General features: G+C 72.4%; 24 protein-coding genes and 1 riboswitch. Of the genes, 10 read left to right on the plus strand and 14 right to left on the minus strand.

Translation table 11 applies throughout. From position 1 onward, the window contains the following. Window positions 1-147: 147 nt before the first annotated feature. From ACZ4MU_RS16900 to bioB, 6 genes are all read right to left on the minus strand, one after another. Window positions 148-2,712, minus strand: coding sequence for an ABC transporter permease (locus ACZ4MU_RS16900; protein ID WP_467876636.1), 2,565 nt, complete (start codon window positions 2,710-2,712; stop codon window positions 148-150). Between the two features lie 6 nt (window positions 2,713-2,718). Next, window positions 2,719-3,741, minus strand: coding sequence for an ABC transporter ATP-binding protein (locus tag ACZ4MU_RS16905; protein ID WP_467876638.1), 1,023 nt, complete (start codon window positions 3,739-3,741; stop codon window positions 2,719-2,721). Between the two features lie 77 nt (window positions 3,742-3,818). After that, window positions 3,819-4,490, minus strand: coding sequence for a class I SAM-dependent methyltransferase (locus tag ACZ4MU_RS16910; RefSeq protein ID WP_467876639.1), 672 nt, complete (start codon window positions 4,488-4,490; stop codon window positions 3,819-3,821). Window positions 4,491-4,754: 264 nt separating this feature from the next. Continuing rightward, window positions 4,755-5,447: a dethiobiotin synthase gene (gene bioD / locus ACZ4MU_RS16915; protein ID WP_467876641.1), complete on the minus strand. Its 693-nt coding sequence runs from the start codon at window positions 5,445-5,447 to the stop codon at window positions 4,755-4,757. A gap of 1 nt (window position 5,448) precedes the next feature. Continuing rightward, window positions 5,449-6,756: an adenosylmethionine--8-amino-7-oxononanoate transaminase gene (locus ACZ4MU_RS16920; protein ID WP_467876643.1), complete on the minus strand. Its 1,308-nt coding sequence runs from the start codon at window positions 6,754-6,756 to the stop codon at window positions 5,449-5,451. Then, entirely contained in the window at window positions 6,749-7,936 is a 1,188-nt protein-coding gene (gene bioB, locus ACZ4MU_RS16925) for a biotin synthase BioB (RefSeq protein ID WP_467876646.1), read from the minus strand. The genes ACZ4MU_RS16920 and bioB overlap by 8 nt, the downstream gene beginning before the upstream one ends. 144 nt (window positions 7,937-8,080) lie before the next feature. Here bioB and ACZ4MU_RS16930 point away from each other — a divergent pair, with 144 nt between their 5' ends. Next, window positions 8,081-9,223, plus strand: coding sequence for an 8-amino-7-oxononanoate synthase (locus ACZ4MU_RS16930; RefSeq protein WP_467876648.1), 1,143 nt, complete (start codon window positions 8,081-8,083; stop codon window positions 9,221-9,223). Window positions 9,224-9,239: 16 nt separating this feature from the next. Here the strand turns inward: ACZ4MU_RS16930 and ACZ4MU_RS16935 are convergent, their stop codons facing one another. Continuing rightward, window positions 9,240-9,485: a DUF397 domain-containing protein gene (locus ACZ4MU_RS16935; protein ID WP_467877208.1), complete on the minus strand. Its 246-nt coding sequence runs from the start codon at window positions 9,483-9,485 to the stop codon at window positions 9,240-9,242. Between the two features lie 10 nt (window positions 9,486-9,495). Continuing rightward, window positions 9,496-10,353: a helix-turn-helix domain-containing protein gene (locus ACZ4MU_RS16940; protein ID WP_467876651.1), complete on the minus strand. Its 858-nt coding sequence runs from the start codon at window positions 10,351-10,353 to the stop codon at window positions 9,496-9,498. A gap of 242 nt (window positions 10,354-10,595) precedes the next feature. Between ACZ4MU_RS16940 and ACZ4MU_RS16945 the strand changes: the two genes are divergently transcribed. Next, window positions 10,596-11,027 carry an ATP-binding protein gene (locus ACZ4MU_RS16945; RefSeq protein WP_467876654.1) on the plus strand — a complete coding sequence of 144 codons (432 nt, stop codon included), beginning with the start codon at window positions 10,596-10,598 and terminating at the stop codon, window positions 11,025-11,027. A 99-nt stretch (window positions 11,028-11,126) separates the two neighbouring features. Here the strand turns inward: ACZ4MU_RS16945 and ACZ4MU_RS16950 are convergent, their stop codons facing one another. The 3 genes from ACZ4MU_RS16950 to ACZ4MU_RS16960 form a co-directional block, all read right to left on the minus strand. After that, window positions 11,127-11,600 carry a C40 family peptidase gene (locus tag ACZ4MU_RS16950; RefSeq protein WP_467876656.1) on the minus strand — a complete coding sequence of 158 codons (474 nt, stop codon included), beginning with the start codon at window positions 11,598-11,600 and terminating at the stop codon, window positions 11,127-11,129. Between the two features lie 4 nt (window positions 11,601-11,604). After that, window positions 11,605-11,763, minus strand: a riboswitch (cyclic di-AMP (ydaO/yuaA leader). A gap of 340 nt (window positions 11,764-12,103) precedes the next feature. Then, entirely contained in the window at window positions 12,104-12,412 is a 309-nt protein-coding gene (locus tag ACZ4MU_RS16955; RefSeq protein WP_467876658.1) for a hypothetical protein, read from the minus strand. 4 nt (window positions 12,413-12,416) lie between these two features. Continuing rightward, complete coding sequence (locus ACZ4MU_RS16960) at window positions 12,417-13,049, minus strand: ATP-dependent Clp protease proteolytic subunit (protein ID WP_467876661.1); 633 nt, start codon at window positions 13,047-13,049, stop codon at window positions 12,417-12,419. Between the two features lie 104 nt (window positions 13,050-13,153). Here ACZ4MU_RS16960 and ACZ4MU_RS16965 point away from each other — a divergent pair, with 104 nt between their 5' ends. From ACZ4MU_RS16965 to ACZ4MU_RS17000, 8 genes are all read left to right on the plus strand, one after another. Beyond that, the gene (locus ACZ4MU_RS16965; RefSeq protein WP_467876664.1) at window positions 13,154-13,435 is read left to right on the plus strand and encodes a type II toxin-antitoxin system Phd/YefM family antitoxin; all 282 of its coding nucleotides are present in this window, start codon (window positions 13,154-13,156) and stop codon (window positions 13,433-13,435) included. A gap of 219 nt (window positions 13,436-13,654) precedes the next feature. Beyond that, window positions 13,655-13,957, plus strand: coding sequence for an urease subunit gamma (locus ACZ4MU_RS16970; RefSeq protein ID WP_358833497.1), 303 nt, complete (start codon window positions 13,655-13,657; stop codon window positions 13,955-13,957). Window positions 13,958-13,971: 14 nt separating this feature from the next. Beyond that, complete coding sequence (locus tag ACZ4MU_RS16975) at window positions 13,972-14,283, plus strand: urease subunit beta (protein ID WP_467876667.1); 312 nt, start codon at window positions 13,972-13,974, stop codon at window positions 14,281-14,283. Then, window positions 14,276-15,997 carry an urease subunit alpha gene (locus ACZ4MU_RS16980; RefSeq protein ID WP_467876670.1) on the plus strand — a complete coding sequence of 574 codons (1,722 nt, stop codon included), beginning with the start codon at window positions 14,276-14,278 and terminating at the stop codon, window positions 15,995-15,997. Before ACZ4MU_RS16975 ends, ACZ4MU_RS16980 begins: the two co-directional genes overlap by 8 nt. Before the next feature lie 37 nt (window positions 15,998-16,034). Next, complete coding sequence (locus tag ACZ4MU_RS16985) at window positions 16,035-16,709, plus strand: urease accessory protein UreF (protein ID WP_467876673.1); 675 nt, start codon at window positions 16,035-16,037, stop codon at window positions 16,707-16,709. Window positions 16,710-16,853: 144 nt separating this feature from the next. Further along, a complete protein-coding gene (ureG, locus tag ACZ4MU_RS16990; RefSeq protein ID WP_467876676.1) occupies window positions 16,854-17,531 on the plus strand; it encodes an urease accessory protein UreG in 678 nt (225 codons plus the stop codon). Further along, entirely contained in the window at window positions 17,519-18,301 is a 783-nt protein-coding gene (locus tag ACZ4MU_RS16995; protein WP_467876679.1) for an urease accessory protein UreD, read from the plus strand. The genes ureG and ACZ4MU_RS16995 overlap by 13 nt, the downstream gene beginning before the upstream one ends. 109 nt (window positions 18,302-18,410) lie before the next feature. Next, window positions 18,411-19,988 (plus strand): alpha/beta hydrolase, encoded by a 1,578-nt coding sequence (locus tag ACZ4MU_RS17000; protein WP_467876682.1) that lies wholly within the window; start codon window positions 18,411-18,413, stop codon window positions 19,986-19,988. 261 nt (window positions 19,989-20,249) lie between these two features. On the opposite strand, the gene ACZ4MU_RS17005 is transcribed toward ACZ4MU_RS17000, so the two are convergent. From ACZ4MU_RS17005 to ACZ4MU_RS17015, 3 genes are all read right to left on the minus strand, one after another. After that, on the minus strand, window positions 20,250-20,951 hold the full coding sequence (locus tag ACZ4MU_RS17005) for a lysophospholipid acyltransferase family protein (RefSeq protein WP_467876684.1): 702 nt from the start codon (window positions 20,949-20,951) through the stop codon (window positions 20,250-20,252). 40 nt (window positions 20,952-20,991) lie between these two features. Then, on the minus strand, window positions 20,992-21,150 hold the full coding sequence (locus tag ACZ4MU_RS17010; RefSeq protein ID WP_180357116.1) for a hypothetical protein: 159 nt from the start codon (window positions 21,148-21,150) through the stop codon (window positions 20,992-20,994). An 83-nt stretch (window positions 21,151-21,233) separates the two neighbouring features. After that, window positions 21,234-22,184 (minus strand): cytochrome c oxidase assembly protein, encoded by a 951-nt coding sequence (locus ACZ4MU_RS17015; RefSeq protein WP_467876687.1) that lies wholly within the window; start codon window positions 22,182-22,184, stop codon window positions 21,234-21,236. Between the last annotated feature and the right edge of the window lie 82 nt (window positions 22,185-22,266).

A 22,266-nucleotide genomic window follows, 5' to 3' on the forward strand; every position in this document is an offset into this window, starting at 1 on the left:
CCCGAGAGCCCGAGGCCACAAGAGTGCCCGCACCGCCCGGACCCACACCCGCCAGCCGCGCCGCGATCCGGCCCGCGATCCGGCCCGCGCGAGCTTCCGGCCGGGGCCGCGCCGGCACCCCCCCTCTACGCAACCAGCCGACGACGCCTACTCGTGCGCGATCGCGGCCAGCACGTTCATCCGCGACGCCCGCAGGGCCGGGAGCAGTGCCGCCAGGAGGCCCACGGCCGCCGCGCCCACAGCGACCGCGATCACCGTGGACCAGGGGACGGCGAACGCCTTGAGGCCCTGGAGCGCCAGTACCTGCTGGATGCCCACGCCCCACACCATCCCGAGGACGAGCCCGAGAAGCGCCCCGAAGACCGCGATCACCACCGACTCCAGCCGGATCATCCGCCGCAGCTGGACCCGGGAGAGCCCGATGGCGCGGAGCAGCCCGATCTCGCGGGTGCGTTCCACCACCGACAGGGCCAGGGTGTTGACCACGCCGAGCACCGCGATGACGATCGCGAGACCCAGCAGCGCGTAGACCAGATAGAGCATCACCGCGATCTGGTCACGGACCAGCTCCTTGTAGTCCGCCCGGTCCCTCACCTGCACCTGCGGATACGGGTCCAGCGCCTTGTCCAGCGTGGTGCGCAGCTCCTCCGCGCCGGTGGCGCCGTTCGCGTTGACGTACAGCGCCGCGTCCTGACCGCCCGGAAGGTAGCGCTCCACGGTGGCCAGGCCCATGAAGACCCCGCCCTCGACACCGAAGCCGCCCGAGGTGTCCATGTCGGTCAGGGCCGCCACTCGCAGCCGCGCCCGCGCGCCGGTGGCGAAGGTGACGGGGAGGGTGTCACCGAGGCGTACGCGGTGGTCGCGCGCGTAGTCGCGGTCCATCGCCAGATTGCCGGGGGCGAGGGCCTGGGACGAACCGCCCGCCGCGTAGGTGAGGTGGGCGACGTCGTCGAGCTGGGGGTCGTAGCCGGAGGCGGTCGTCCGGGGAGTCCTTCCGTCGGGGAGCGTCAGCCGCAGGGGGGCGAAGCGCTGGCGGACGACGGTCTCGGTGCCCTTCACCGCGCGCACCTTGTCGGTGATCTCCCGGGGGAACGGCTGGAAGGCGCCGTTCTGGACGACGAAGTCGGCTCCCAGCGTCTGGTCGATCTGTTGGTCGAACGAGTCGGTCATGGAGGCACTGGCCACCGACAGCCCGGTCACCAGTGCGATCCCCACCATCAGGGCGGACGCCGTGGCGCCGGTGCGGCGCGGGTTGCGCAGGGCGTTGCGCTGGCTCATCCGGCCCACCGGACCGTACAGCCGGGGGAAGGCCGCGCCCAGCACCCGGATCACCGGCCGGACCAGGAGCGGCCCCGCCACCACGGTCGCGATCAGCGTGAGCACCACGCCCAGCCCCAGCAGTGAGGAGGAGGCCGCGGTCTCCGTCGAGGTCGCGCACCCCGTGATCGCCGCCGCCCCCGCCGCGGCGAGCACCGCGCCCACCACGGCCCGTACCCGCAACGGCCGCCCCGCGCCGGAGACTTCGGCGTCCGCGAGCGCCGCCATCGGGGAGACCCTGGCGGCCCGGCGCGCGGGCAGGTACGCGGCCACGAACGTCACCCCGACGCCGACGGTGTACGCCGCGACCGGTGTCCCCCAGCCGATCACCATCTCGGCGGTGCTGAGCCTCATCCCGAACGTGCCCATCAGCGCCATCAGCCCGGCCGCCAGGCCGATCCCCGCACCGAACCCCAGGGTGGAGCCGACCAGGCCGAGCAGCAGCGCTTCGAGCAGCACCGACCGGCGCACCTGCCGCCGGTCCGCGCCGAGCGCCCGCAACAGGCCCAGCTCGCGGGTGCGCTGGGCGATCAGCATCGAGAAGGTGTTGACGATGAGGAAGACGCCCACCAGCGTGGCGACCCCGGCGAACCCCAGCATCACGTACTTCACCACGTCGAGGAATCCGCCCAGCTCGTCGGCGGCCGATTTGGCCCGCTGGGCTGCCGTCCTGATCTCGTACGAGCCGCCGACGGCCGCCGCGATCCGCTGTTTGAGCTCCTCGTCCGACACCCCGGGGGCCGCGTCCACCGAGATGGAGGTGGCGGACTCCGAGGTGCCCAGGAGGCGCAGCCGCGCGGTCGGGGGGTCCAGGAACACCAGCGCCGCACCGGGATTGGTGGTGGTGAACGTGGCGATGCCGACCACCTCCACCCGGAAGGAGCCGGGCTGGGCGAGGACGGTGAGCGGGTCCCCGACGCGGACGTGCTTCCTGTCTGCGGTGTCCTTGTCGAGCAGCGCCTCGCCGGGGCCGTGGGGGGCGTGCCCGCTGGTCAGCTTCACTGGGCTGCGCCTGGTGGGCGACCAGGTGGTGGCGATGGTCGGGGCGCCGCCGGCCGGGCCGACCGAGTGGTGGGCGCGGTCGACGACGGTGATGTTCTCCACGGCCGCGTCCACGCGTGTGGCGGCCACCCCGTCGACGCGCGCGATCCGCGCCGCCAGCGAGGCCGGGACCGTGCGGATCACCCCGGAGGACACCCGTTCGTCGAACCCCTTGGGCGGCCCGACCGTCACATCGGCGGCGGTCGAGGCGAAGAGACGGTCGAAGGTACGGGCCACGGTGTCCGAGAAGACCAGCGAACCCGCGACGAAGGCCACCGAGAGGATCACCGCCAGCGCGGACAGCAGCAGCCGTCCCTTGTGGGCGAGGAAGCCGCGCAGGGTCGCCCTCAGCACGGCCGTTCAGCCCTTGCGTAGGGGGTCGAAGCCGGGGCTGCCCTCCTGGGCGCCGCCTGGTGAGGCGCCTCCCGGCGAGGAGCCGCCGGGCGGCGGGCGGTCCGGCGAACGGCCGTCCGCCGCCCGCCCGTCCACCGATTCGCCGCCCATAACCCGGCCGCCCACCGCCCCCCGGCCGCCCGCCGATGCGCCGCCCTCCGTCGTCGGCCCCTCCTCGGCCCCGGCCCCTCCCGAGAACAGCCGCAGCCGGTCCAGCACCGCCTCGGCCGTCGGACTCGGCATCTCGTCGACGATGCGTCCGTCGGCCAGGAACAGCACGAGGTCGGCGCGGCTCGCCGCGACCGGGTCGTGGGTGACCATGACGACCGTCTGCCCCAACCCGTCCACCGCCTCCCGCAGGAAGGTGAGCACCTCGGCCCCGGCCCGTGAGTCGAGGTTGCCGGTGGGCTCGTCCGCGAAGATCAGCTCCGGGCGGGAGGCCAGCGCCCGCGCGCACGCCACCCGCTGCTGCTGGCCGCCGGAGAGCTGGGCGGGCCGGTGCCGCAGCCGGTCGCGCAGGCCGAGCGTGTCGATGACCCGGTCCAGCCACTCCTGGTCGGGCTTGCGCCCGGCGATGTCCATGGGCAGCGTGATGTTCTCGGCGGCGGTGAGCGTCGGCAGCAGGTTGAAGGACTGGAACATGAAGCCGACACGGTCCCGGCGCAGCCGCGTCAGCTCCCGCTCCTTGAGTCCGGTGATCTCGGTGTCGCCGAGCCACACCTGCCCCGCCGAGACGGAGTCGAGCCCGGCCAGGCAGTGCATCAGGGTGGACTTGCCCGAGCCCGAGGGGCCCATGACCGCGGTGAACCGGCCACGCGCGATGTCCACGTCGACCGAGTCCAGCGCCAGGACGGCCGTCTCGCCCGTGCCGTACGCCTTGGTCAGCGCCCGGGCCCGCGCGGCGGCGGCCCCTTCCGTTGCCGCTGCAGCTGTGGACAAGGCCGCCTCCCGGGTCGTTGCGTCGTGGCTGGGCCGACTCCCGTACGGCATAGAAGAGTAGAGGCGCGGACCGGCCCCCGGCCATCCGATGGAAGCAGGAGATCCGGCCCGTCCCGGCGGCGGTCGCGTCAGGCGAGATCCGGACGCCGTGCCGAGCCGAGGACACACGGCGAGGCCGGGTGGCGCGGCCCGTTCTCGGGCAGCCGCAGCCGACGGACGGCCGTCACCTGGAAACCGGCCGCCTCGATCGCCGCGACCGCGTCCCGCGAGGTGTGGCACCCGCCGAACAGAAGCGGCCACAGCGTCCGGTCCGCCGCCCGCTGGACGGCTGAGAGAACGCGGCCCTCGGCCCTGCCGTGTTCGAAGAAGCGCAGTTCGCCGCCCGGGCGCAGGACCCGGCGGATCTCGGCGAGCGAGCGCGGCACGTCCCGTACGGAACACAGGACGAGCGAGACCACAGCCGCGTCGAACGCCTCGCTCTTCACCGGTAGCGCCTCGGCCGCACCCGGCACCACGTCGACCGGCACGTCCGCGCGCAGCGCCGCCCGGACGGCCAGGGCGCGCAGCCCGCGTTCGGGTTCGATGGCGACCACCTCGGAGACGGTCCCCGGATAGTGCGGGAAGTTGAGGCCGTTGCCCGCGCCGATCTCGATCACCCGGCCGCAGAGGCCGGCCAGCAGCTCACGGCGGTGGGCGGCCAGGCCGGCCTTGCGGTCGGCGCCCTCGCTGAACCGGCCGTAGAAGCGGGCGAACAGGGGATGGTGCACGGCGTCCGGAGCGATCTTGGCGCGCTGCTCCATGGGGACCCTCCAACCACGGGTGGAGAACGGCGGGGCGGACACCGGGATTGTCCCCGCCCGGGCCCCACGTCACCCTTCCCCGGCCCCGAGGCACCCGATCCGGGCCCCCGAACCGAGGCACCCGCTCCGAGCCCCCGGCCCCAAGCCACCGCCCCGAACCTCCGGCCCCAGACCCCGTCCCCCAGGTCCCCGCCCCGAACCCCGGACCCGAGCCCCCGCCCCCGAAATCACCCGCCCCCTGCAGCCGTGGCCGCAGGGCCGCCATCACAGACTCCAGTCGCCGCCCAGCTCCGGACCGAGCCAACTCGCCGCCGCGGCACGGAAGTCGGCGGCCGGGAGCCGTCCCGCCCCCTCCGGCACCAGTCCCACCAGGGGCGAGCCCGAGGACTCCGGCAGGTCCGCCAGGTTGCAGCGGGACGCCAGGTCCGGCTCGGCGGGCCAGCTGCCCACGACCACGCCCGCGCACCGAAGGCCCCGGGCCCGCAGCGCCTCTCCGGTCAGCGCCGCCATGTTCAGCGTGCCGAGGCCGGCGGGGGTGACGACCAGGACGGGCGCGCCGAGCAGCCGGGCCGCGTCCGCCAGGGTGCCGCCCTCGTCGTCGAGGCGGACCAGGAGCCCGCCCGCGCCCTCCACCAGCACCAGATCGTGCTCCGTGGCCAGCTTCTGAGCCGCCTCGGCGACCTCCTCGGGCCGCACGGCACGCATCCCGGCCCGCCGGGCCGCCGTGTTGGGGGCCAGCGGCTCGGGGAAGCGGGCGAGTTCGGCGCCGGTGATGTCCTCGCCCGCGAGGCGCAGCACCTCCGCCACGTCGCCGGGCTCGCCGGGCGCGACCCCGGTCTGGGCCGGCTTCAGGACGGCGACCGTGCGCCCGGCGGCGCGTGCCAGCGCGGCGACGGCGGCGGTGACGACCGTCTTGCCGATCTCCGTGCCCGTACCGCTCACTACCAGTACCGTCATCTCAGCCCTCCCGAGCCGCGGCGCCCACGGCACGGCAGATGCGCGCCAGGTCCTCGTCGTTGGTCACATAGGGCGGCATCGTGTAGACGAGGTCGCGGAAGGGGCGCAGCCATACGCCCTCGCGGACCGCCGCCCGGGTCGCCGCCGCCATGTCCACCTCGTGGTCGAGCTGGACGACGCCGATGGCGCCGAGGACGCGGACGTCCTTGACCCCGGGCGCGTCGGCGAACGCGCCCAGGCCGTCCCGCAACCCCGTCTCCAGGCGCTTGATCTCCGCCTGCCAGTCCTGGGCGAGCAGCAGGTCGATCGAGGCGCAGGCGATGGACGCGGCCAGCGGGTTGCCCATGTAGGTGGGGCCGTGCGCCAGGACCGGGACGTCGCCCGAGGAGATGCCCTCGGCGACGCGGGTGGTGCAGAGCGTCGCGGCCATCGACAGATAGCCGCCGGTCATCGCCTTGCCCACGCACAGCACGTCGGGGGAGACGGCGGCGTGCTCGGAGGCGAAGAGCGTGCCGGTCCGGCCGAAGCCGGTGGCGATCTCGTCGAACACCAGCAGCACGTCGTACTCGTCGCACAGCTCGCGCAGCACCCGCAGATAGCCGGGGGAGTGGAACCGCATCCCGCCCGCGTTCTGCACCACCGGCTCGACGATCACCGCCGCCACCTCGTCGGCGTGGGCGGCGACCGTCTCGCGCAGATGGCGTACGTAGGCCTCGTCCGGCTCCGCGTCGTACCCGGTGGGCGGCGCGTCCGCGAAGACCTGCTCCGGCAGGCGCCCGGACCACAGGGAGTGCATCCCGCCGTCCGGGTCGCACACCGACATCGGCTGCCAGGTGTCGCCGTGGTAGCCGCCGCGCCAGGTGAGCAGGCGCTGCTTGCGCGGGCGCCCGGCCGACTTCCAGTACTGCAGGCACATCTTGATGGCGACCTCGACCGACACCGAGCCGGAGTCGCTGAGGAAGACGTGCTGGAGCGGCTCGGGGGTGATCTCCACGAGCTTGACGCTGAGGCGCACGGCGGGCTCGTGGGTGAGCCCGCCGAACATCACATGGCTCATCCGGTCCAGCTGGTTGTGGGCGGCGGTGTTCAGGGCCGGGTGGTTGTAGCCGTGCAGCGCCGACCACCAGGAGGCCATGCCGTCGACGAGCTCGCGCCGCCCCTCGGTCTCCTCGGCCAGGCGCAGTCGGACCCCGGCCGCGGACTCCACGACCAGCGGCTCCTGGCGGCCCGGCATGGGGCCGTAGGGATGCCAGACGTGCCGGCGGTCCAGCGCCCGCAGCTGGGCGACGTCGTAGAGGGCATCAGGCATTGGGGGCGAGGTCCGTTCCGGCGCCCCGGCGGCGCACCGCCACCAGGTCCGTACGCGCCTCGGGGACCTCGGCGGCCACCGGAGCGCTCTCGCCGCACGGGCCGCAGCCGCCGCCCTCGTGCGAGCCGCAGCCGCTCGCCGCGTGCGAGCCGCAGCCCGCGGCGGCGACCGCGTCGGCGCGGTGCTCGGGCAGCGTGGTGGTGCCCGCGCCCTCCACCTCGAAACCGGCGTCCGCGATCATCTCCAGGTCGGCCTTGCCCTCCTGGCCCTCACTGGTGAGGTAGTCGCCGAGGAAGATGGAGTTGACCAGGTGCAGGGCGAGGGGCTGCATCGAGCGCAGATGCACCTCGCGGCCGCCCGCGAGCCGGACCTCGACGTCCGGGCAGACGAACCGGACCATCGCGAGGATCCGCAGACAGCGCTGCGGGGTGAGGTTCCACTCCTTGGCGAGCGGGGTGCCCTCGAACGGGATGAGGAAGTTGACCGGCACCGAGTCCGGGTCGAGCTCGCGCAGCGCGAAGACCACGTCGACCAGGTCCTCGTCGCTCTCGCCCATGCCCGCGATCAGACCGGAGCAGGCGGAGAGTCCGGCCCCGTGCGCCTTCTGCACGGTGTCGACGCGGTCGGCGTAGGTGTGGGTGGTCGTGATGTCCCCGTACGTCCCCTCGGACGTGTTGAGGTTGTGGTTGTACGCGTCGGCGCCCGCCGCGCGCAGCCGCTCGGCCTGGCCGTCGGAGAGCAGACCGAGGCAGGCGCACACCTCGACGCCCTCGTTCTGCTCCTTGATCGCCTCGATGGTCTGCGAGACGCGGTCCACGTCGCGGTCGGTCGGGCCGCGCCCGCTGGCCACCAGGCAGACGCGCTTGGCGCCGCCCGCGACACCGGCGGCGGCGGCCCTGGACGCCTCGTCCGGCTTCAGCCAGGTGTACTTGAGGATCTCGGCCTTCGAGCCCAGCCGCTGCGAGCAGTACGAGCAGTCCTCCGGGCACAGCCCGGACTTCAGGTTCACCAGGTAGTTCAGCTTCACCCGGCGCCCGAACCACTGACGGCGCACCTTTCCGGCGGCGGCCACCACGTCGAGCAGTTCCTCGTCGGAGGTCGCCAGTACGGCGAGCGCCTCTTCACGGCTCGGCAGCTCGCGCCGCAGCCCCTTGTCCACCAGCGTGTTCAGCAGGTCCATGGCGCCGATCCTTGCCCAAGACCCCGCTTCCAGCCAAGGAGGGATCGTACAACTGCGCTCCCGGAAGGTGTGTGTATCGCCACACCCTGTCCTCGTCCCCGCCGGAATAGGGTCTGTGCGCTGCCTACAAAAGGGATCTCCACCATGCCCCGAGCGCCATTCGACTGGATCGACGGAGCGACCGAGCGGCGCGAGCGTGCCGGTCTCGTACGAGTGCTGCGGCCGCGCGCCGCCGACCAGGACCTCCTGGACCTGGCGAGCAACGACTACCTGGGGCTCACCCGGCACCCGGCGGTCACCCGGGGCGCCGCCGACGCCGCGCTGCGCTGGGGCGCCGGTGCCACCGGCTCGCGCCTGGTCACCGGCACCACCGCGCTCCACACCGAGCTGGAGGAGGCGCTCGCCCGGTTCTGCGGCTTCGAGGCGGCGCTCGTCCTCTCCTCCGGGTACGCGGCCAACCTCGCCGCGCTGACCGCGCTCGGCGAGCGGGACACGTTGATCGTCTCCGACGCGGGCAACCACGCCTCGATCGTCGACGGCTGCCGGCTGGCGCGCGCCGCCACCGAGGTGGTCCCGCACGCCGACCCCGAGGCCGTGCGCAAGGCCCTGGACGCCCACGGCGGGCCCGCGCTCGTGGTGAGCGACTCGGTCTTCTCGGTCGACGGCGACGCCGCCCCACTGGCGGGGCTCGCCGCCGCCTGCCGGGAGTACGGGGCGGCGCTGGTGGTGGACGACGCCCACGGCCTCGGGGTGCTCGGCGAGGGCGGGCGGGGCGGGCCGCGCGCCGCCGGGCTCGCGGGTGCTGGGGACGTGGTGGCGACCGTCACCCTGTCGAAGTCGCTCGGCAGCCAGGGCGGGGCGGTCCTGGGCCCGGCCCGGGTCATCCGGCACCTGGTCAACGCCGCCCGTACGTTCATCTTCGACACCGGGCTCGCGCCCGCGGCCGTGGGGGGCGCGCTGGCGGCGCTGCGGCTGCTGGAGGCGGAGCCGGAGCGGGCCGGGCGGGCCCGGGCGGTGGCGGCCGAGCTGTACGAACGGCTGACGGCGGCGGGTCTGCGGGCGGCGCGCCCGGACGCGGCGGTGGTCTCGGTGCGGGCGCCGTCCCCGGAGCGGGCGGTGGCCTGGGCGGCCGACTGCCGGGGCGCGGGTCTTGCGGTGGGGTGCTTCCGGCCGCCTTCGGTGCCGGACGGCATCTCCCGGCTGCGGCTGACCGCCCGGGCCGACCTGACGGATCAGCAGATCCAGTGGGCGGTGGACACGATCCTGCGGACCGCGCCCACCGCCTAGTCCCCCGTTCGCACGCTCAACTCCCGCAGTCGGACGCCTCGTCGGGGTCGACGGGCAGACCGGTGAGGAAGCCGTGCCAGGCCCGCGCTCCGAAGAGCAGAGCGGGCCCGGCGGTCCGCTTGGAGTCGCGGACGGCGAGCACTCCGACGTCGAGGAACGCGGTCTCGACACAATTGTTCATTCCTGTACTACGGCTGCTGCGCCGCCATTTCGCACCGTTCAGAGAAGTGCTGGAAGGTACATGCGCGGGGGGTACGGGCATCATGCCTCCCTTACGCGCCGTCAGCCATCACGGCGATCAGATTCAATGATTCCTCGAGCGAGAGGGCCTGCGCCTCGACCATATGGAACGCGGCGCTGTACGCCTCAAGGTCTTCTCTCCGTTCGAGATAGAGGCTACTCGTCAAGTGGTCGATAACTACAACGTCCAGATCGGAAATGTGCGGAAAGGAGAAGATAATGAAAGGGCCGGTGAGACCGATATGGCCACCTCTGCTGAAAGGCAGCACCCGCAGCCGCACCTGGGGCAGTTGAGCCGCCTCCAGGAGATGGCGCAGCTGCCGCCGCATCGAGGCCGCGCCGCCGACCGCCCGGTGCAGCGCCGCCTCGTCGACCACCGCGCTCAGCTCCAGCGGCGGATCGGCCCGCAGAACCTCCTGGCGCGCCAGGCGTACGTCCACCAGGGAGTCCACCCGCGCCGCGTCGAGGCCGCCGAGGGCCGCCCGGGTCACCGCGCGCGCGTACTCGGGCGTCTGGAGCAGCCCCGGCACCACCGACGTCTCCAGGGTGCGCGCGGCCGACGCCTGCGACTCCAGGCTGATGAAGTCCCGGTACTGCGGCGGCAGCAGCCCCCGGTAGGCCTGCCACCACTGGCCGCCGCCCCCGTCCGCCGCGCCCGCCAGCGCCTCCAGCAGCGCCCGCAGTCCGGGGTCCGCCACCCCGTACACCTCCAGCAGACCGGCCACGTCGGCGGTCTTCACCCCGCTGCGGCCGGTCTCGATCCGGCTCACCTTCGACTGGTGCCAGCCCAGCCGCCCGGCCACCTGGCCGCTCGTGAGCCCGGCCGCGCAGCGCAGCCGGCGCAGTTCCTCGCCCAGTTGGCGACGGCGTACCGCGGGCCCGTGCCACATGTCGGCCTCCTCGCACCCGGCCGGGATTCGGGTGAGCGGCAAGTGTGGCGCCCAAATACGGTCCTTCGTCGCAGAGTTCACCGCTTTGAGCGACAGATATATGCACATGTTGGTGGATCGGCGCATCCGGCGGCACGATGAGTGGCACTCTGGCGCGAAGCACAAGTCCGGGCCGCCCTCGTGTTTGTCCGCTCGCCGCGAGTCCAGCAGGCCGGTCCGGGTGGGAAAGGGACAGCGTCGCCATGGCAGACCACCAAGAATCGACCCTCACTCTGCCGAGCGATCCCGCCTCGGTCTCCGCCGCCCGCAGACACGTCGCCGGCGTACTCACCGAGTGGGGTCTTCCGTCGGACGCCGACACCGCCGACACGATCCGTCTGATCGTCTCGGAGCTGGCGACCAACGCCGTGCAGCACACCTTGGGCCAGTCGCCCACCTTCACCGTGGACCTGCGCCTGGAGCGCGACGAGCAGCTCCACATCGGGGTGACGGACAGCCATCCCCGCTGGCCCAAACGGCTTCCCGCGGCCGTCCAGCAGGACAACGGGCGGGGCATGGTGATCATCCGCTGGCTCGCCGCCGAGTGCGGGGGGCGTCTGTCGGTCACCCCGACGCCGGAGGGCGGCAAGACCGTCTGGATCGCGCTGCCGTGGACGGTCCCGGTCCAGAGCTGAGCCCCTCAGGGCCCCTCAGGCGCCCTGTACGGGCCAGGGGCCGGTGAGCGCGGGCGTGTTCCACCCCGCCGCACCGACCGGCCCCCTGTACGGCGTGCGTCAGCGCACGCGCCCGTACCAGACGCTCTTCGACCAGATCTTCTCCAGCCGGACCACGGAACCCGTCTTGGGGGAGTGCCATATCTTTCCGTCCCCCGCGTAGATCCCCACGTGGTAGACGTTCGAGCCGGAGTGGAAGAACACCAGGTCGCCGCGTTGGCGGGCGGACGAGGAGATGTGCCTGGTGCTGTTGTACTGCTGCTGGGTGGTGCGCGGCAGCTTCTTGCCGGCCTGCTTGAACGAGTAGAGCGTGAGCCCGGAGCAGTCGAAGCGGTGCGGACCGCTGGCGCCGTACTTGTACGGGGCGCCCTTCTTCGAGGCGGCGACGTTGAGCGCCTTCGTGCCCGATGTCGCGGCACTCGCCTCACTGCCGGCGCCCGGCGCCAGCATCGTGCCGCCGACGGCGGCGAGAGTGAGGGCGGAGACCGCCCCGACTCGGGTGAGCAGGGACGGAACGTGATTGAGCGCAGACATGCGCGACCCTTCGTCAAACCGCCTGCGAAGGATGACCTGTCGGGTTCGGACTGGCGAAGATGCCCGGCCGCTCACACGGCTTCACCCCAGGGGCCTTCCGGTTGCCCGGCGGCCCCGCACTGCTTGGGTCCTCCACTCCTGCCGATCCGTGCGTTCGACCAGTCATCCGGGTACGGCGGCAGGACTCGGCGTCCGCCCGGACCGCCCCGCCGCGGCGGCGGGGGCTTGTCGTCGGTAGGGATCTTGACCCACCAAGTGTCGGATTTCCGAGCCGAAACGGCGTTTTGTGAGGCTCCTCACGACTGACCCGTTCGGGTGGACATCGATGTTTCAAGCTCCCTGACGGGGTGTCCGACCTGCGTCGTATCGGTGGCGGAACGATTCATTCCGTCCCGTGTCTGCGCAGACGGAGCAATATCGCCGGTACGTCGTTCGGACCATCGGATGGTGCGAACGGGGGACGCCGAGTCGTACCGGCGCGGGGGTGAACGGACACCGTGGCGTCAACCGGCGGGTGACGGAGGCGGCACGGTGACCCGCTCCGCGCGGCGCTCACCGTCGAGCACCCGCAGCGCCCGCGCGAGCGTCTCGGAGTGCAGCTCGCTCTCCCCGCGCCGGTGCATGGTCGCCAGCGCGTCGCGCAGCGCCACCGCCCGCCCGACCAGGGCCTGCGCCGAGCGCAGCGCACCGTAGGTGTCCCGGTGCCGGGCGGGGTTGATCCGGCCCAGCTTGTCGAGGGCGTCGAGATAGGCGTCGATGAACTCGCCCTCGGCGCGGGTCAGGGCGGGCAGCGGCGGCAGTTCTGGCAGCACGTCCCTACCTCCCTTGCGCCGCGGCCGAGTTCTTGCGACCGGTGACGACATGGTCGACCAGTCCGTACGCGGCCGCCGCCGCGGCGTCCAGGATGGTGTCCCGTTCGAGGTCCGCGCCGACCCGCTCGACGGAGTTGCCGGTGTGCAGGGCCAGCAGATCGGTCAACAGCTCCCGGCCGCGCTGGAGTTCGGCGGCGTGGATCACCAGGTCGGACGGCTGGCCCTGGATCGGTTCGGCGGCCGAGGGCTGGTGGATCAGGACCCGCGCGCCGGGCAGCGCGAGCCGCTTGCCGGGGGTGCCCGCGGCGAGCAGCACGGCCGCGGCGGAGGCGGCCTGGCCCATGCACACCGTCTCCACGTCGCAGGTGACGAACCGCATCGTGTCGTAGATCGCCGTCATCGCGGTGAGCGAGCCGCCGGGGGAGTTGATGTACAGCGAGATGTCGCGGTCCGGGTCGGCGTACTCCAGCTGCATGAGCTGGGCCATCACGTCGTTGGCGGCGGTGTCGTCGACGGGCGTGCCGAGGAAGACGATCCGCTCCTCCAGCAGCTTGGAGTACGGGTCGAGGGTGCGGATCCCGGTCGACGTGCGCTCGGAGAACTCGGGCAGGACGTAGCGGGCGGAGGGGCCGTGCATGACGTACCTCTTCTCTGGCGTGGCTCTGGCGTGGCGCGGGCGTGGCTCTCGTACCGGCATCTGTAAAAAATGTACAGGACGTACAGGCCGTTATGATGGGGAGCATGGCCTATGAGATTCCGGTGACGCAAGCCCGTGCTGAGCTCGCCGAGCTGATCAACCGCGTGGTGTACGGCGGGGAGCGCGTCGTCGTGACCCGGCACGGCAAGCCCCTGGTCGCCCTGGTGTCCGCCGCCGACCTGGAACGACTGGAGGGCGCGGCGGAGCCGGCCGAGGAGCAGGTGATCCGTTCGGTGTCCTCGGTGCGCCAGGTCTCTTCCGCTCCCGGCGAACGGCGCCGGTTCGGCATCGCGGCCGAGCACCGGCAGCCGCCGGCGGGGGACTGAGGGGACCGGGGCCGGCCGGAGTGACGGGTCCGCGATGGATGCATTGGCCATGGATATGCAAAGCGTCAGTTAACGAGCCGGAAAAACTTCCGCCGTAACGTGCAATGCCTCGCTGTGGAGCAGGGAACCCCAGGTCAACAGAGTGTTGAACTTGGACGGGGTCCCGCAGCGCCGAGGACGGGATTCCCCCGTTCCGGGCACGACTGTGAGGTGGGAAGCGTGCAACTGACGCCGCACGAGCAGGAGAGACTGCTCATCCATGTGGCCGCGGACGTCGCGGACAAGCGCCGCGCCCGGGGGGTGCGGCTCAACCACCCGGAGGCCGTCGCCCTCATCACCTCGCACATCCTCGAAGGCGCCCGCGACGGCCGGACGGTGGCCGAACTCATGGTGTCCGGGCGCGAGGTGCTCTCCCGCGACGAGGTCATGCCGGGCATTCCCGAGATGATCCACGACGTACAGGTCGAGGCGACCTTCCCCGACGGAACCAAGCTCGTCACCGTCCACGAACCGATCGTGTGACGGGGGAGCGCCGCGTGATCCCCGGAGAGATCCTGTTCGCGGACGGTCCCGTCGCCCTCAACGAGGGCCGCGAAGTCACCGCCATGACCGTCATCAACGTCGCCGACCGGCCCGTCCAGGTCGGCTCGCACTACCACTTCGCCGAGGCCAACCCCGGTCTGGACTTCGACCGCGCCGCCGCCCGCGGGCTGCGGCTGAACATCGCCGCGGGCACCGCCGTGCGCTTCGAACCCGGCATTCCCGTCGATGTCGAGCTCGTCCCCCTCGCCGGACGCCGGACCGTCCCCGGGCTGCGCGGCGCGATCGGAGGCTCCCTCGATGACTGAGCTCCACCGTGCCGTCTACGCCGACCTGTTCGGCCCCACCACCGGCGACCGCATCCGGCTGGCCGACACCGATCTGCTGATCGAGATCGAGGAGGACCGCGCAGGAGGACCCGGACGCGCGGGCGACGAGGCCGTGTTCGGCGGCGGCAAGGTGATCCGCGAGTCCATGGGCCAGGCCCGCACCACCCGTGCCGAGGGCGCGCCCGACACCGTGATCACGGGCGTCGTCGTCCTCGACCACTGGGGGATCGTCAAGGGCGACCTCGGCATCAGGGACGGCCGGATCACCGCCCTGGGCAAGGCGGGCAACCCCGACACCATGGACGGCGTCCACCCGGACCTGGTCATCGGCCCCGAGACCGAGATCATCGCGGGCAACGGCAAGATCCTCACCGCGGGCGCGGTGGACACCCACGTCCACTTCATCTCGCCCACCCTGATCGACCAGGCGCTCTCCTCGGGCATCACCACCCTCGTCGGCGGTGGCACCGGCCCCGCCGAGGGCACCAAGGCCACCACCGTCACCCCCGGCCCCTGGCATCTGGCCCGGATGTTCGCGGCGCTGGACGGCGCGCCCGTCAACATCGGCCTGCTCGGCAAGGGCAACACCATGTCGCGCGAGGCCCTGCACTCCCAGCTGCGTGGCGGCGCCCTAGGGTTCAAGATCCACGAGGACTGGGGCGCGACCCCGGCCGTCATCGACGCCTGTCTGTCCGTCTGCGACGAGACCGGCGCCCAACTCGCCATCCACACCGACACGTTGAACGAGGCGGGCTTCGTCGGCGACACCCTCGCCGCCATCGCGGGCCGCTCCATCCACGCCTACCACACCGAGGGCGCGGGCGGCGGGCACGCGCCCGACATCATCACCGTGGTCTCCGAGCCGTATGTCCTGCCCAGCTCCACCAATCCGACCCGGCCGCACACCGTCAACACCATCGAGGAACACCTCGACATGCTGATGGTCTGCCACCACCTCAACCCGGCGGTGCCGGAGGACCTGGCGTTCGCGGAGTCGCGCATCCGGCCCTCGACCATCGCGGCCGAGGACATTCTGCACGACCTGGGCGCCATCTCCATCCTCTCCTCCGACTCCCAGGCGATGGGCCGGATCGGCGAGGTCGTCCTGCGCACCTGGCAGACCGCGCACGTCATGAAGGTGCGCCGGGGAGCGCTCCCGGGCGACGGCCGCGCCGACAACCACCGGGCGCGCCGCTATGTCGCCAAGTACACGATCAACCCGGCGGTCGCGCAGGGCCTGGACGACGAGATCGGCTCGGTCGAGGCGGGCAAGCTCGCCGACCTGGTGCTGTGGGACCCGGCGTTCTTCGGGGTCAAACCGCAGCTGGTCATCAAGGGCGGCCAGATCGCGTACGCGCAGATGGGCGACGCCAACGCGTCCATCCCCACCCCCCAGCCGGTCCTGCCCCGGCCGATGTTCGGCGCGTACGGGAAGGCTCCCGCGGCCAACTCGCTCACCTTCGTGGCGCAGGCGGCCCTCGACGACGGACTGCCCGAACGGCTCGGCCTGGACAAGCGGTTCACCGCCATCAAGAGCACCCGCCGGGTGGGCAAGGCGGACATGCGCGAGAACGACGCGCTGCCGGACGTCCGGGTGGACCCGGACACCTTCACGGTGACCATCGACGGCGAGCCGGTCGAGCCCGCGCCCGCCGCCGAACTGCCCATGGCCCAGCGGTACTTCCTTTTCTGATGCCTGTTTTGACACTTGTAGGGGAAGGGGCCGTCCGATGTCTCGCGCAGCTCTGCTCGTCCTGGCCGACGGCCGCTTCCCGGCCGGCGGCCACGCCCACTCGGGGGGCGCCGAACCCGCCGTGCGGGCCGGGCGCGTCCGGGACGCGGAGGATCTGGCGGAGTTCTGCCGGGGGCGGCTGCACACGGCCGGACTCGTCTCCGCCTCGCTCGCCGCTGCGGCCGCCCTCGGCCTCGACCCGTTCGCCCTCGACGAGGCCGCCGACGCCCGCACCCCCTCTCCCGCGCTCCGGGCCACCGCGCGCAGACTCGGCCGGCAGATGATGCGGGCGGCCCGGGCCACCTGGCCCGGCGCGGAGCTGGCCGCGCTCGCCGCGGCCCGGCCGCGCGGCGCCCACCAGCCGGTGGTGCTCGGGCTCGCCGCGCGGTCGGCGGGGCTGGGGCCCGAGGACGCGGCGCACTGCGTGGCGTACGAGTGCGTGAGCGGCCCGGCGACCGCGGTGGTGCGGCTGCTGAGCCTCGACCCGTTCGACGCCACCGGGGTGCTCGCGCGGTTGGCGCCCGAGCTGGACGCCGTGGCCGCGCAGGCCGCGCGATGGGCCGCCTCGGCAGCCGTGGAGGGGCTGGACGTGCTGCCCGCGGCCTCGGCGCCGCTGCTCGACGTCATGGCGGAGGCACATGCCGCGTGGCCCGTGCGGCTGTTCGCGTCCTAGTCATCCAACCTCTTCTTCCCGAAATCCTGCTGGGGCGGGGGACGCCGCTGCGGCAAGCCCTCGCCCCGGCCCCCGTCACCCCGAACGGGTCCGTCCTCGAACACCGGACGGGCCGACATGCCCCGACCGAAAGCGGAGTCACCCATGCACCTCGACCACTCCCACGGCGGCCCCGCCGCCCTGAGCGCCGACGCCCACCGGCCCGACGGGACGCGCCGGGCGCTGCGCGTCGGGCTCGGCGGGCCCGTCGGATCCGGGAAGACCGCGACCGTCGCCGCGCTCTGCCGGGCCCTGCGGGACCGGTACTCGCTGGCCGTCGTCACCAACGACATCTACACCCGCGAGGACGCCGAGTTCCTGCTGCGCAACGCCGTGCTGCCGCCCGAGCGGATTCAAGCGGTGGAGACCGGCGCCTGCCCGCACACCGCCATCCGGGACGACATCTCCGCCAACCTCGAAGCGGTCGAGGACCTGGAGGAGGCGGTGGGGCCGCTCGACCTGATCCTGGTCGAGTCCGGCGGCGACAACCTCACCGCCACCTTCTCCAGGGGCCTGGTGGACGCCCAGATCTTCGTCATCGATGTGGCGGGCGGCGACGACATCCCCCGCAAGGGCGGCCCCGGGGTCACCACGGCCGATCTGCTCGTCGTCAACAAGACCGACCTCGCCCCTTACGTCGGCTCCGACCTGGAGCGGATGGCCCGCGACGCCGAGCGGCAGCGGGCCGAACTGCCCGTCGTCTTCCAGTCGTTGCGCTCCGAGGACGGCGTGGACGCGGTCGCCGCGTGGGTACGGGAGCGGCTCGCGGCATGGCAGCGGTGACCACCGGCACCGGGGTGCGCGCCACCGCCCGGATCGTCGCCACCCCCGAGGGCCTGCCCGTGCTCGCGGGGGAGGGGCCGCTGGCGCTGCGCCGCACCCGGGCCACCGGCGGCCGCCACCGGGTGACCGTCGTCGGGGCGATGAGCGCCCCCCTCGGCGGCGACCGCCTCGCCGTGGAGGCCGAGGTGCGGGGCGGGGCCCGGCTCACCGTGGACTCGGCCGCCGCCACCATCGCCCTGCCCGGCCGCACCGGCGAGCCCGCCCACTACGACGTGCGGCTGACCGTGGGCCCCGGCGGCGAACTGCACTGGCTGCCCGAGCAGCTGATCTCGGCGCGCGGCAGCGATCTGCGGATGCGCACCCGGGTCGAACTCGCGTCCGACGCGCGGCTCGTGCTGCGCGAGGAGCAGATCCTCGGGCGCCACGGCGAGGACCCCGGAACACTGGCCACCCGGCTCACCGTGCACCGCGCCGGCCGCCCGCTTCTGGACCAGGAGCTGGGGTACGGGCCGGGCGCGCCCGGTGGCTGGAACGGATCGGCGGTCCTGGGCGGGCACCGGGCGGTGGGCCAGCTCCTCGTCGTCGACCCGGAGCTGGCCGAAAACCCTGCCCCCGCGCGGGTGCTCGGGACGAGCGCGGTGCTGACGCCGCTGGCCGGGCCCGCCTTTCTGGTGACGGCCCTGGCGCCGGACGCCCGGCTGCTGCGGCGCGTACTCGACGAAGTCCGCACCGCTCAGCGGGACTCGGCTCCCCGCCTATCGGTTCGGTAAAGAAACACCAGTACGACCTGTTCTCGACAGGCACCGAGGAGCGAGGATCCCCCGAGACCATGGAACGCGTCGCTCCGATGCGGCGCACCTCATCTGGGGGAGGAACGACTTGAGACGCACCGCAGTGCTCGGTTCGGCCGGCACTCTGATAGCGGGCACGCTCATAGCCGGCGCGATAGCGGCACCGGCGGCCACCGCCGAAAGCCGTCACCACGGCACGTCCGAGGCGCGCGGCGTACAGCTCGCCGCCGAGCGGGCCGCCAAGAAGGGCATCGACTGGACCGACTGCCCGGCCGACTGGGGCTTCACCAAGCCGATCCAGTGCGGTTACGTCAGCGTTCCGCTCGACTACGCCCACCCCTACGGCCAGCAGATCAAGCTCGCCGTGGACCGCATCTCCTCCACCGGTACCCCGGCCGAGCGCCAGGGCGCCCTCATCTACAACCCCGGCGGACCCGGTGCCTCCGGCATGCGCTTCCCGACCCGGGTGACGGGCAAGAACCCCCTGTGGGTCAACACCGCCAAGGCGTACGACTTCGTGGGCTTCGACCCGCGCGGCGTGGGCCACTCCACGCCGATCTCCTGTGTGGACCCGCAGGAATTCGTCAAGGCACCCAAGGCCGACCCGGTGCCCTCCAGCGAGGCCGACAAGCGCGCCCAGCGCAAGCTCGCCGCCGAGTACGCGGACGGCTGCGCCGAGCGCAGCGGCTGGATGCTGCCGTACATGACCACCCCGAACACCGCCCGCGACCTGGACGTGATCCGCGCCGCGCTCGGAGAGAAGAAGCTCAACTACCTGGGCGTCTCCTACGGCACGTACCTGGGCGCCGTCTACGGCACGCTCTTCCCCTCGCATGTGCGCCGCATGCTGGTCGACAGCGTCGTCGACCCGGCCCGCGACAACATCTGGTACCAGGCCAACCTCAACCAGGACGTCGCCTTCCAGGGCCGCTGGAGCGACTGGGAGAAGTGGGTCGCCAAGAACGACGCCACCTTCCACCTCGGTGACACGGCGGCCAAGGTCGAGCAGCAGTGGCTGAAGCTGCGCGCCGCGGCCAAGAAGAGCCCCCTCGGCGGCGTGGTCGGCCCGGCCGAGCTCATCGCGTACTTCCAGAACGCCCCGTACTACGACTCCGCCTGGGTGCCCACCGCCACGACGTGGAGCAAGTACGTGGCGGGCGACACCCAGGCGCTGGTCGACGCCGCCGCGCCCGACATGTCGGACACTAAGGGCAACATCAGCGCCGAGAACGGCAACGCGGTCTACACCGCCGTCGAGTGCGCCGACGCCAAGTGGCCCACCAGCTGGAAGAAGTGGGACCGGGACAACACCCGGCTCCACCGGGACAACCCCTTCATGACGTGGGCGAACGCCTGGATGAACCTGCCGTGCGCCACTTGGCGGACCAAGCAGCAGACCCCGGTCGAGGTGAAGACCGGCAAGGGCCTGCCCCCGGTCCTGATCGTCCAGAGCACCCGGGACGCGGCCACGCCGTACCAGGGCGCCGTCTCGCTCCACCAGCGCTTCAAGGGCTCGCGCCTGATCACCGAGAAGGACGCGGGTTCGCACGGCGTGACCGGTCTGGTCAACCCGTGCGTCAACACGCGGGTCGAGGCCTACTTCCTGACCGGCAAGGTCGACAGCGCCGATGTGACGTGCGCCCCGCACGCCACGCCGAAGCCGTAACCGCACAGGCCGGTTGAGGCAGGGGAGGGGGCGGCCGGGAATCCGGCCGCCCCCTCCCGCTGTTCCTCAGCCCCGCGCGGCCGACCAGGCGTCCTCGGCCATGTAGTCGAAGAGGTCCGGGTACGCGGCCACGCCGGGCAACGCCTCCCGTCCGATCTGTCCCGTGGCCCTATGACGAACGCTGTTCCCTGGCCCGTGCGCCCGACGCCACGGCCCGGTGAGCACCGGGGGCGGGGGGATGCGCCCTTCGCGAATCCGCCGTCAGCCGAGGATTCTCGGGAACTTTCCGGCCGCCTCGGCCTTCACCTCGGCCGCGTACCGGTCCACGTACTCCTGGCCGGACAGCTCAAGGATCTTGTACATCAGCTCGTCGGTGGCGGCCCGCAGCACCGCCTTCTCGTTCTCCATCCCGGCGTAGCGGGAGAAGTCCAGCGGCTCGCCGAACCGGATGGTGACCCGGCGGATCCTGGGCATCACCTGGCCGGGCGGCTGGATCTCGAAGGTGCCGACCATCGCGCAGGGGATCACCGGCACGCCCGCCCTGATGGCCATCACCGCGACCCCGACCTTCCCCTTGTACAGGCGTCCGTCGTGCGAGCGGGTGCCCTCCGGGTAGATGCCCAGCAGCTCGTCCCGGCTCAGCACCCCGAGGCCCTCGCGGATCGCCGCCCGTCCGGCCTCCTTGCCGGAGCGGTCCACCGGGATCTGCCCGACGGCGCGGAAGAAGGCGGCCGTGAGCCGGCCCTTGACGCCGGGCCCGGTGAAGTACTCCTGCTTGGCGAGGAAGGTGATGCGCCGTTTGAGCATCACCGGCATCAGGAAGTGGTCGGAGAAGGACAGATGGTTGCCCGCGACGATCGCCGGGCCCTCGTCCGGGACGTGCTCGAGCCCCTCGATCCTCGGCCGGAACAGCAGCTTGAGCAGCGGCCCCAGAACCGCGTACTTGAGCACGTAGTACAGCAACGCACCAGCTCCTCACTCGGCCCGCCCGCCGGGCCGTCGCTCAGGCGCTGCGCGAAGCCGCCATGCCCACCGTCGCCAGGCCCAGGACCACCCAGCCGAACCAGAGCCAGCCACTGCTGCCGAGCGCCACCGTGTACGCAGTGATCATCACCAGCGCCACGACGGTGAGCACCACCATCGCCTTCGTCGTACCGGGCATGGGGTCCCCTTCCTCCCGGCCGCTGCCGTGGAGTCCATGGTCGCCCCCAGGGACCCCGCCGCGCCAGAGGGACGCACCGGCCGTTACCGACCGCGTGCGTTCAGCGACGCCAGATAGGCGTTGTAGGCGGCGAGCTCCTTGTCGCCGTCCCGGTCGGCGGCCCGGTCCTGCCGCTTCGCCTCGCGCTTCTCCGTGGCGTACCACTGGAAGACGAGCGCGATCAGGACGACCACCGACGGGATCTCGCTGAACGCCCAGGCGATGCCGCCGGCCGCCTCCTGGTCGGCGAGCGCGTCGATGCCGAGCGAGGAGGGCGGGTTCTCGTACGTGCCGACCATCGGCTCGGTCGCCATCATCAGGGCGATGCCGAAGAAGGCGTGGAAGGGCATGCCCGCGAAGAGCTCCAGCATCCGCATGATGTAGCCGGGGCGGTGCGGGCCCGGGTCCACGCCCATGATCGGCCAGAAGAAGATCAGGCCGACCGCGAGGAAGTGGACCATCATCGCGATGTGGCCGGTCTTCGAGCCCATCAGGAAGTCGAAGAGCGGGGTGAAGTAGAGCGCGTACAGGCTCGCGATGAACATCGGGATGGTGAACGCGGGATGCGTGATCACCTTCAGATAGCGGCTGTGGAGCAGCGCCAGCAGCAGCTCGCGCGGGCCCTTGCGGCCGCGCCCGGCCACCGGCAGCGCCCGCAGGGTCAGCGTCACGGGCGCGCCCAGCAGCAGCAGGATCGGCGAGAGCATGCTGATGACCATGTGCTGGACCATGTGCACGCTAAACATGACCATGCCGTAGTCGTTGAGCCGGGTGCACATCACCAGCGCGATGCTCAGCACACCGAGGGTCCAGAAGACCAGCCGGCTCACCGGCCAGCTGTCGCCGCGCCTGCGCAGCCGCAGCACGCCGTAGCCGTACAGGCCGAGCCCCGCGACACAGCCGATCAGGAAGAACGGGTCCAGGGACCACTCCAGGCCGCGCCCCAGCGTGAACGGCGGCAGATCCATCGTCATGCCGTGCCCGCTGTGATCCATCCGCTGACTCCTGATTTCGTACCGGTTGTCCGCACCCAGAGTAGAGCCGCCCCCGGTCGCGATCGCGACCGGGGGCGGCCCG

Source organism: Streptomyces sp. NPDC026377 (assembly GCF_055567715.1).

Bases quoted from the DNA above. Each gene is read 5' to 3' on its own strand.
- ACZ4MU_RS16905 (WP_467876638.1), bottom strand. From the start codon at position 3,741: ATGCCGTACGGGAGTCGGCCCAGCCACGACGCAACGACCCGGGAGGCG.
- ACZ4MU_RS16910 (WP_467876639.1), bottom strand. From the start codon at position 4,490: ATGGAGCAGCGCGCCAAGATCGCTCCGGACGCCGTGCACCATCCCCTG.
- bioD (WP_467876641.1), bottom strand. From the start codon at position 5,447: ATGACGGTACTGGTAGTGAGCGGTACGGGCACGGAGATCGGCAAGACG.
- ACZ4MU_RS16920 (WP_467876643.1), bottom strand. From the start codon at position 6,756: ATGCCTGATGCCCTCTACGACGTCGCCCAGCTGCGGGCGCTGGACCGC.
- bioB (WP_467876646.1), bottom strand. From the start codon at position 7,936: ATGGACCTGCTGAACACGCTGGTGGACAAGGGGCTGCGGCGCGAGCTG.
- ACZ4MU_RS16930 (WP_467876648.1), top strand. From the start codon at position 8,081: ATGCCCCGAGCGCCATTCGACTGGATCGACGGAGCGACCGAGCGGCGC.
- ACZ4MU_RS16935 (WP_467877208.1), bottom strand. From the start codon at position 9,485: ATGCCCGTACCCCCCGCGCATGTACCTTCCAGCACTTCTCTGAACGGT.
- ACZ4MU_RS16940 (WP_467876651.1), bottom strand. From the start codon at position 10,353: ATGTGGCACGGGCCCGCGGTACGCCGTCGCCAACTGGGCGAGGAACTG.
- ACZ4MU_RS16945 (WP_467876654.1), top strand. From the start codon at position 10,596: ATGGCAGACCACCAAGAATCGACCCTCACTCTGCCGAGCGATCCCGCC.
- ACZ4MU_RS16950 (WP_467876656.1), bottom strand. From the start codon at position 11,600: ATGTCTGCGCTCAATCACGTTCCGTCCCTGCTCACCCGAGTCGGGGCG.
- ACZ4MU_RS16960 (WP_467876661.1), bottom strand. From the start codon at position 13,049: ATGCACGGCCCCTCCGCCCGCTACGTCCTGCCCGAGTTCTCCGAGCGC.
- ACZ4MU_RS16965 (WP_467876664.1), top strand. From the start codon at position 13,154: ATGGCCTATGAGATTCCGGTGACGCAAGCCCGTGCTGAGCTCGCCGAG.
- ACZ4MU_RS16980 (WP_467876670.1), top strand. From the start codon at position 14,276: ATGACTGAGCTCCACCGTGCCGTCTACGCCGACCTGTTCGGCCCCACC.
- ACZ4MU_RS16985 (WP_467876673.1), top strand. From the start codon at position 16,035: ATGTCTCGCGCAGCTCTGCTCGTCCTGGCCGACGGCCGCTTCCCGGCC.
- ureG (WP_467876676.1), top strand. From the start codon at position 16,854: ATGCACCTCGACCACTCCCACGGCGGCCCCGCCGCCCTGAGCGCCGAC.
- ACZ4MU_RS16995 (WP_467876679.1), top strand. From the start codon at position 17,519: ATGGCAGCGGTGACCACCGGCACCGGGGTGCGCGCCACCGCCCGGATC.
- ACZ4MU_RS17010 (WP_180357116.1), bottom strand. From the start codon at position 21,150: ATGCCCGGTACGACGAAGGCGATGGTGGTGCTCACCGTCGTGGCGCTG.
- ACZ4MU_RS17015 (WP_467876687.1), bottom strand. From the start codon at position 22,184: ATGGATCACAGCGGGCACGGCATGACGATGGATCTGCCGCCGTTCACG.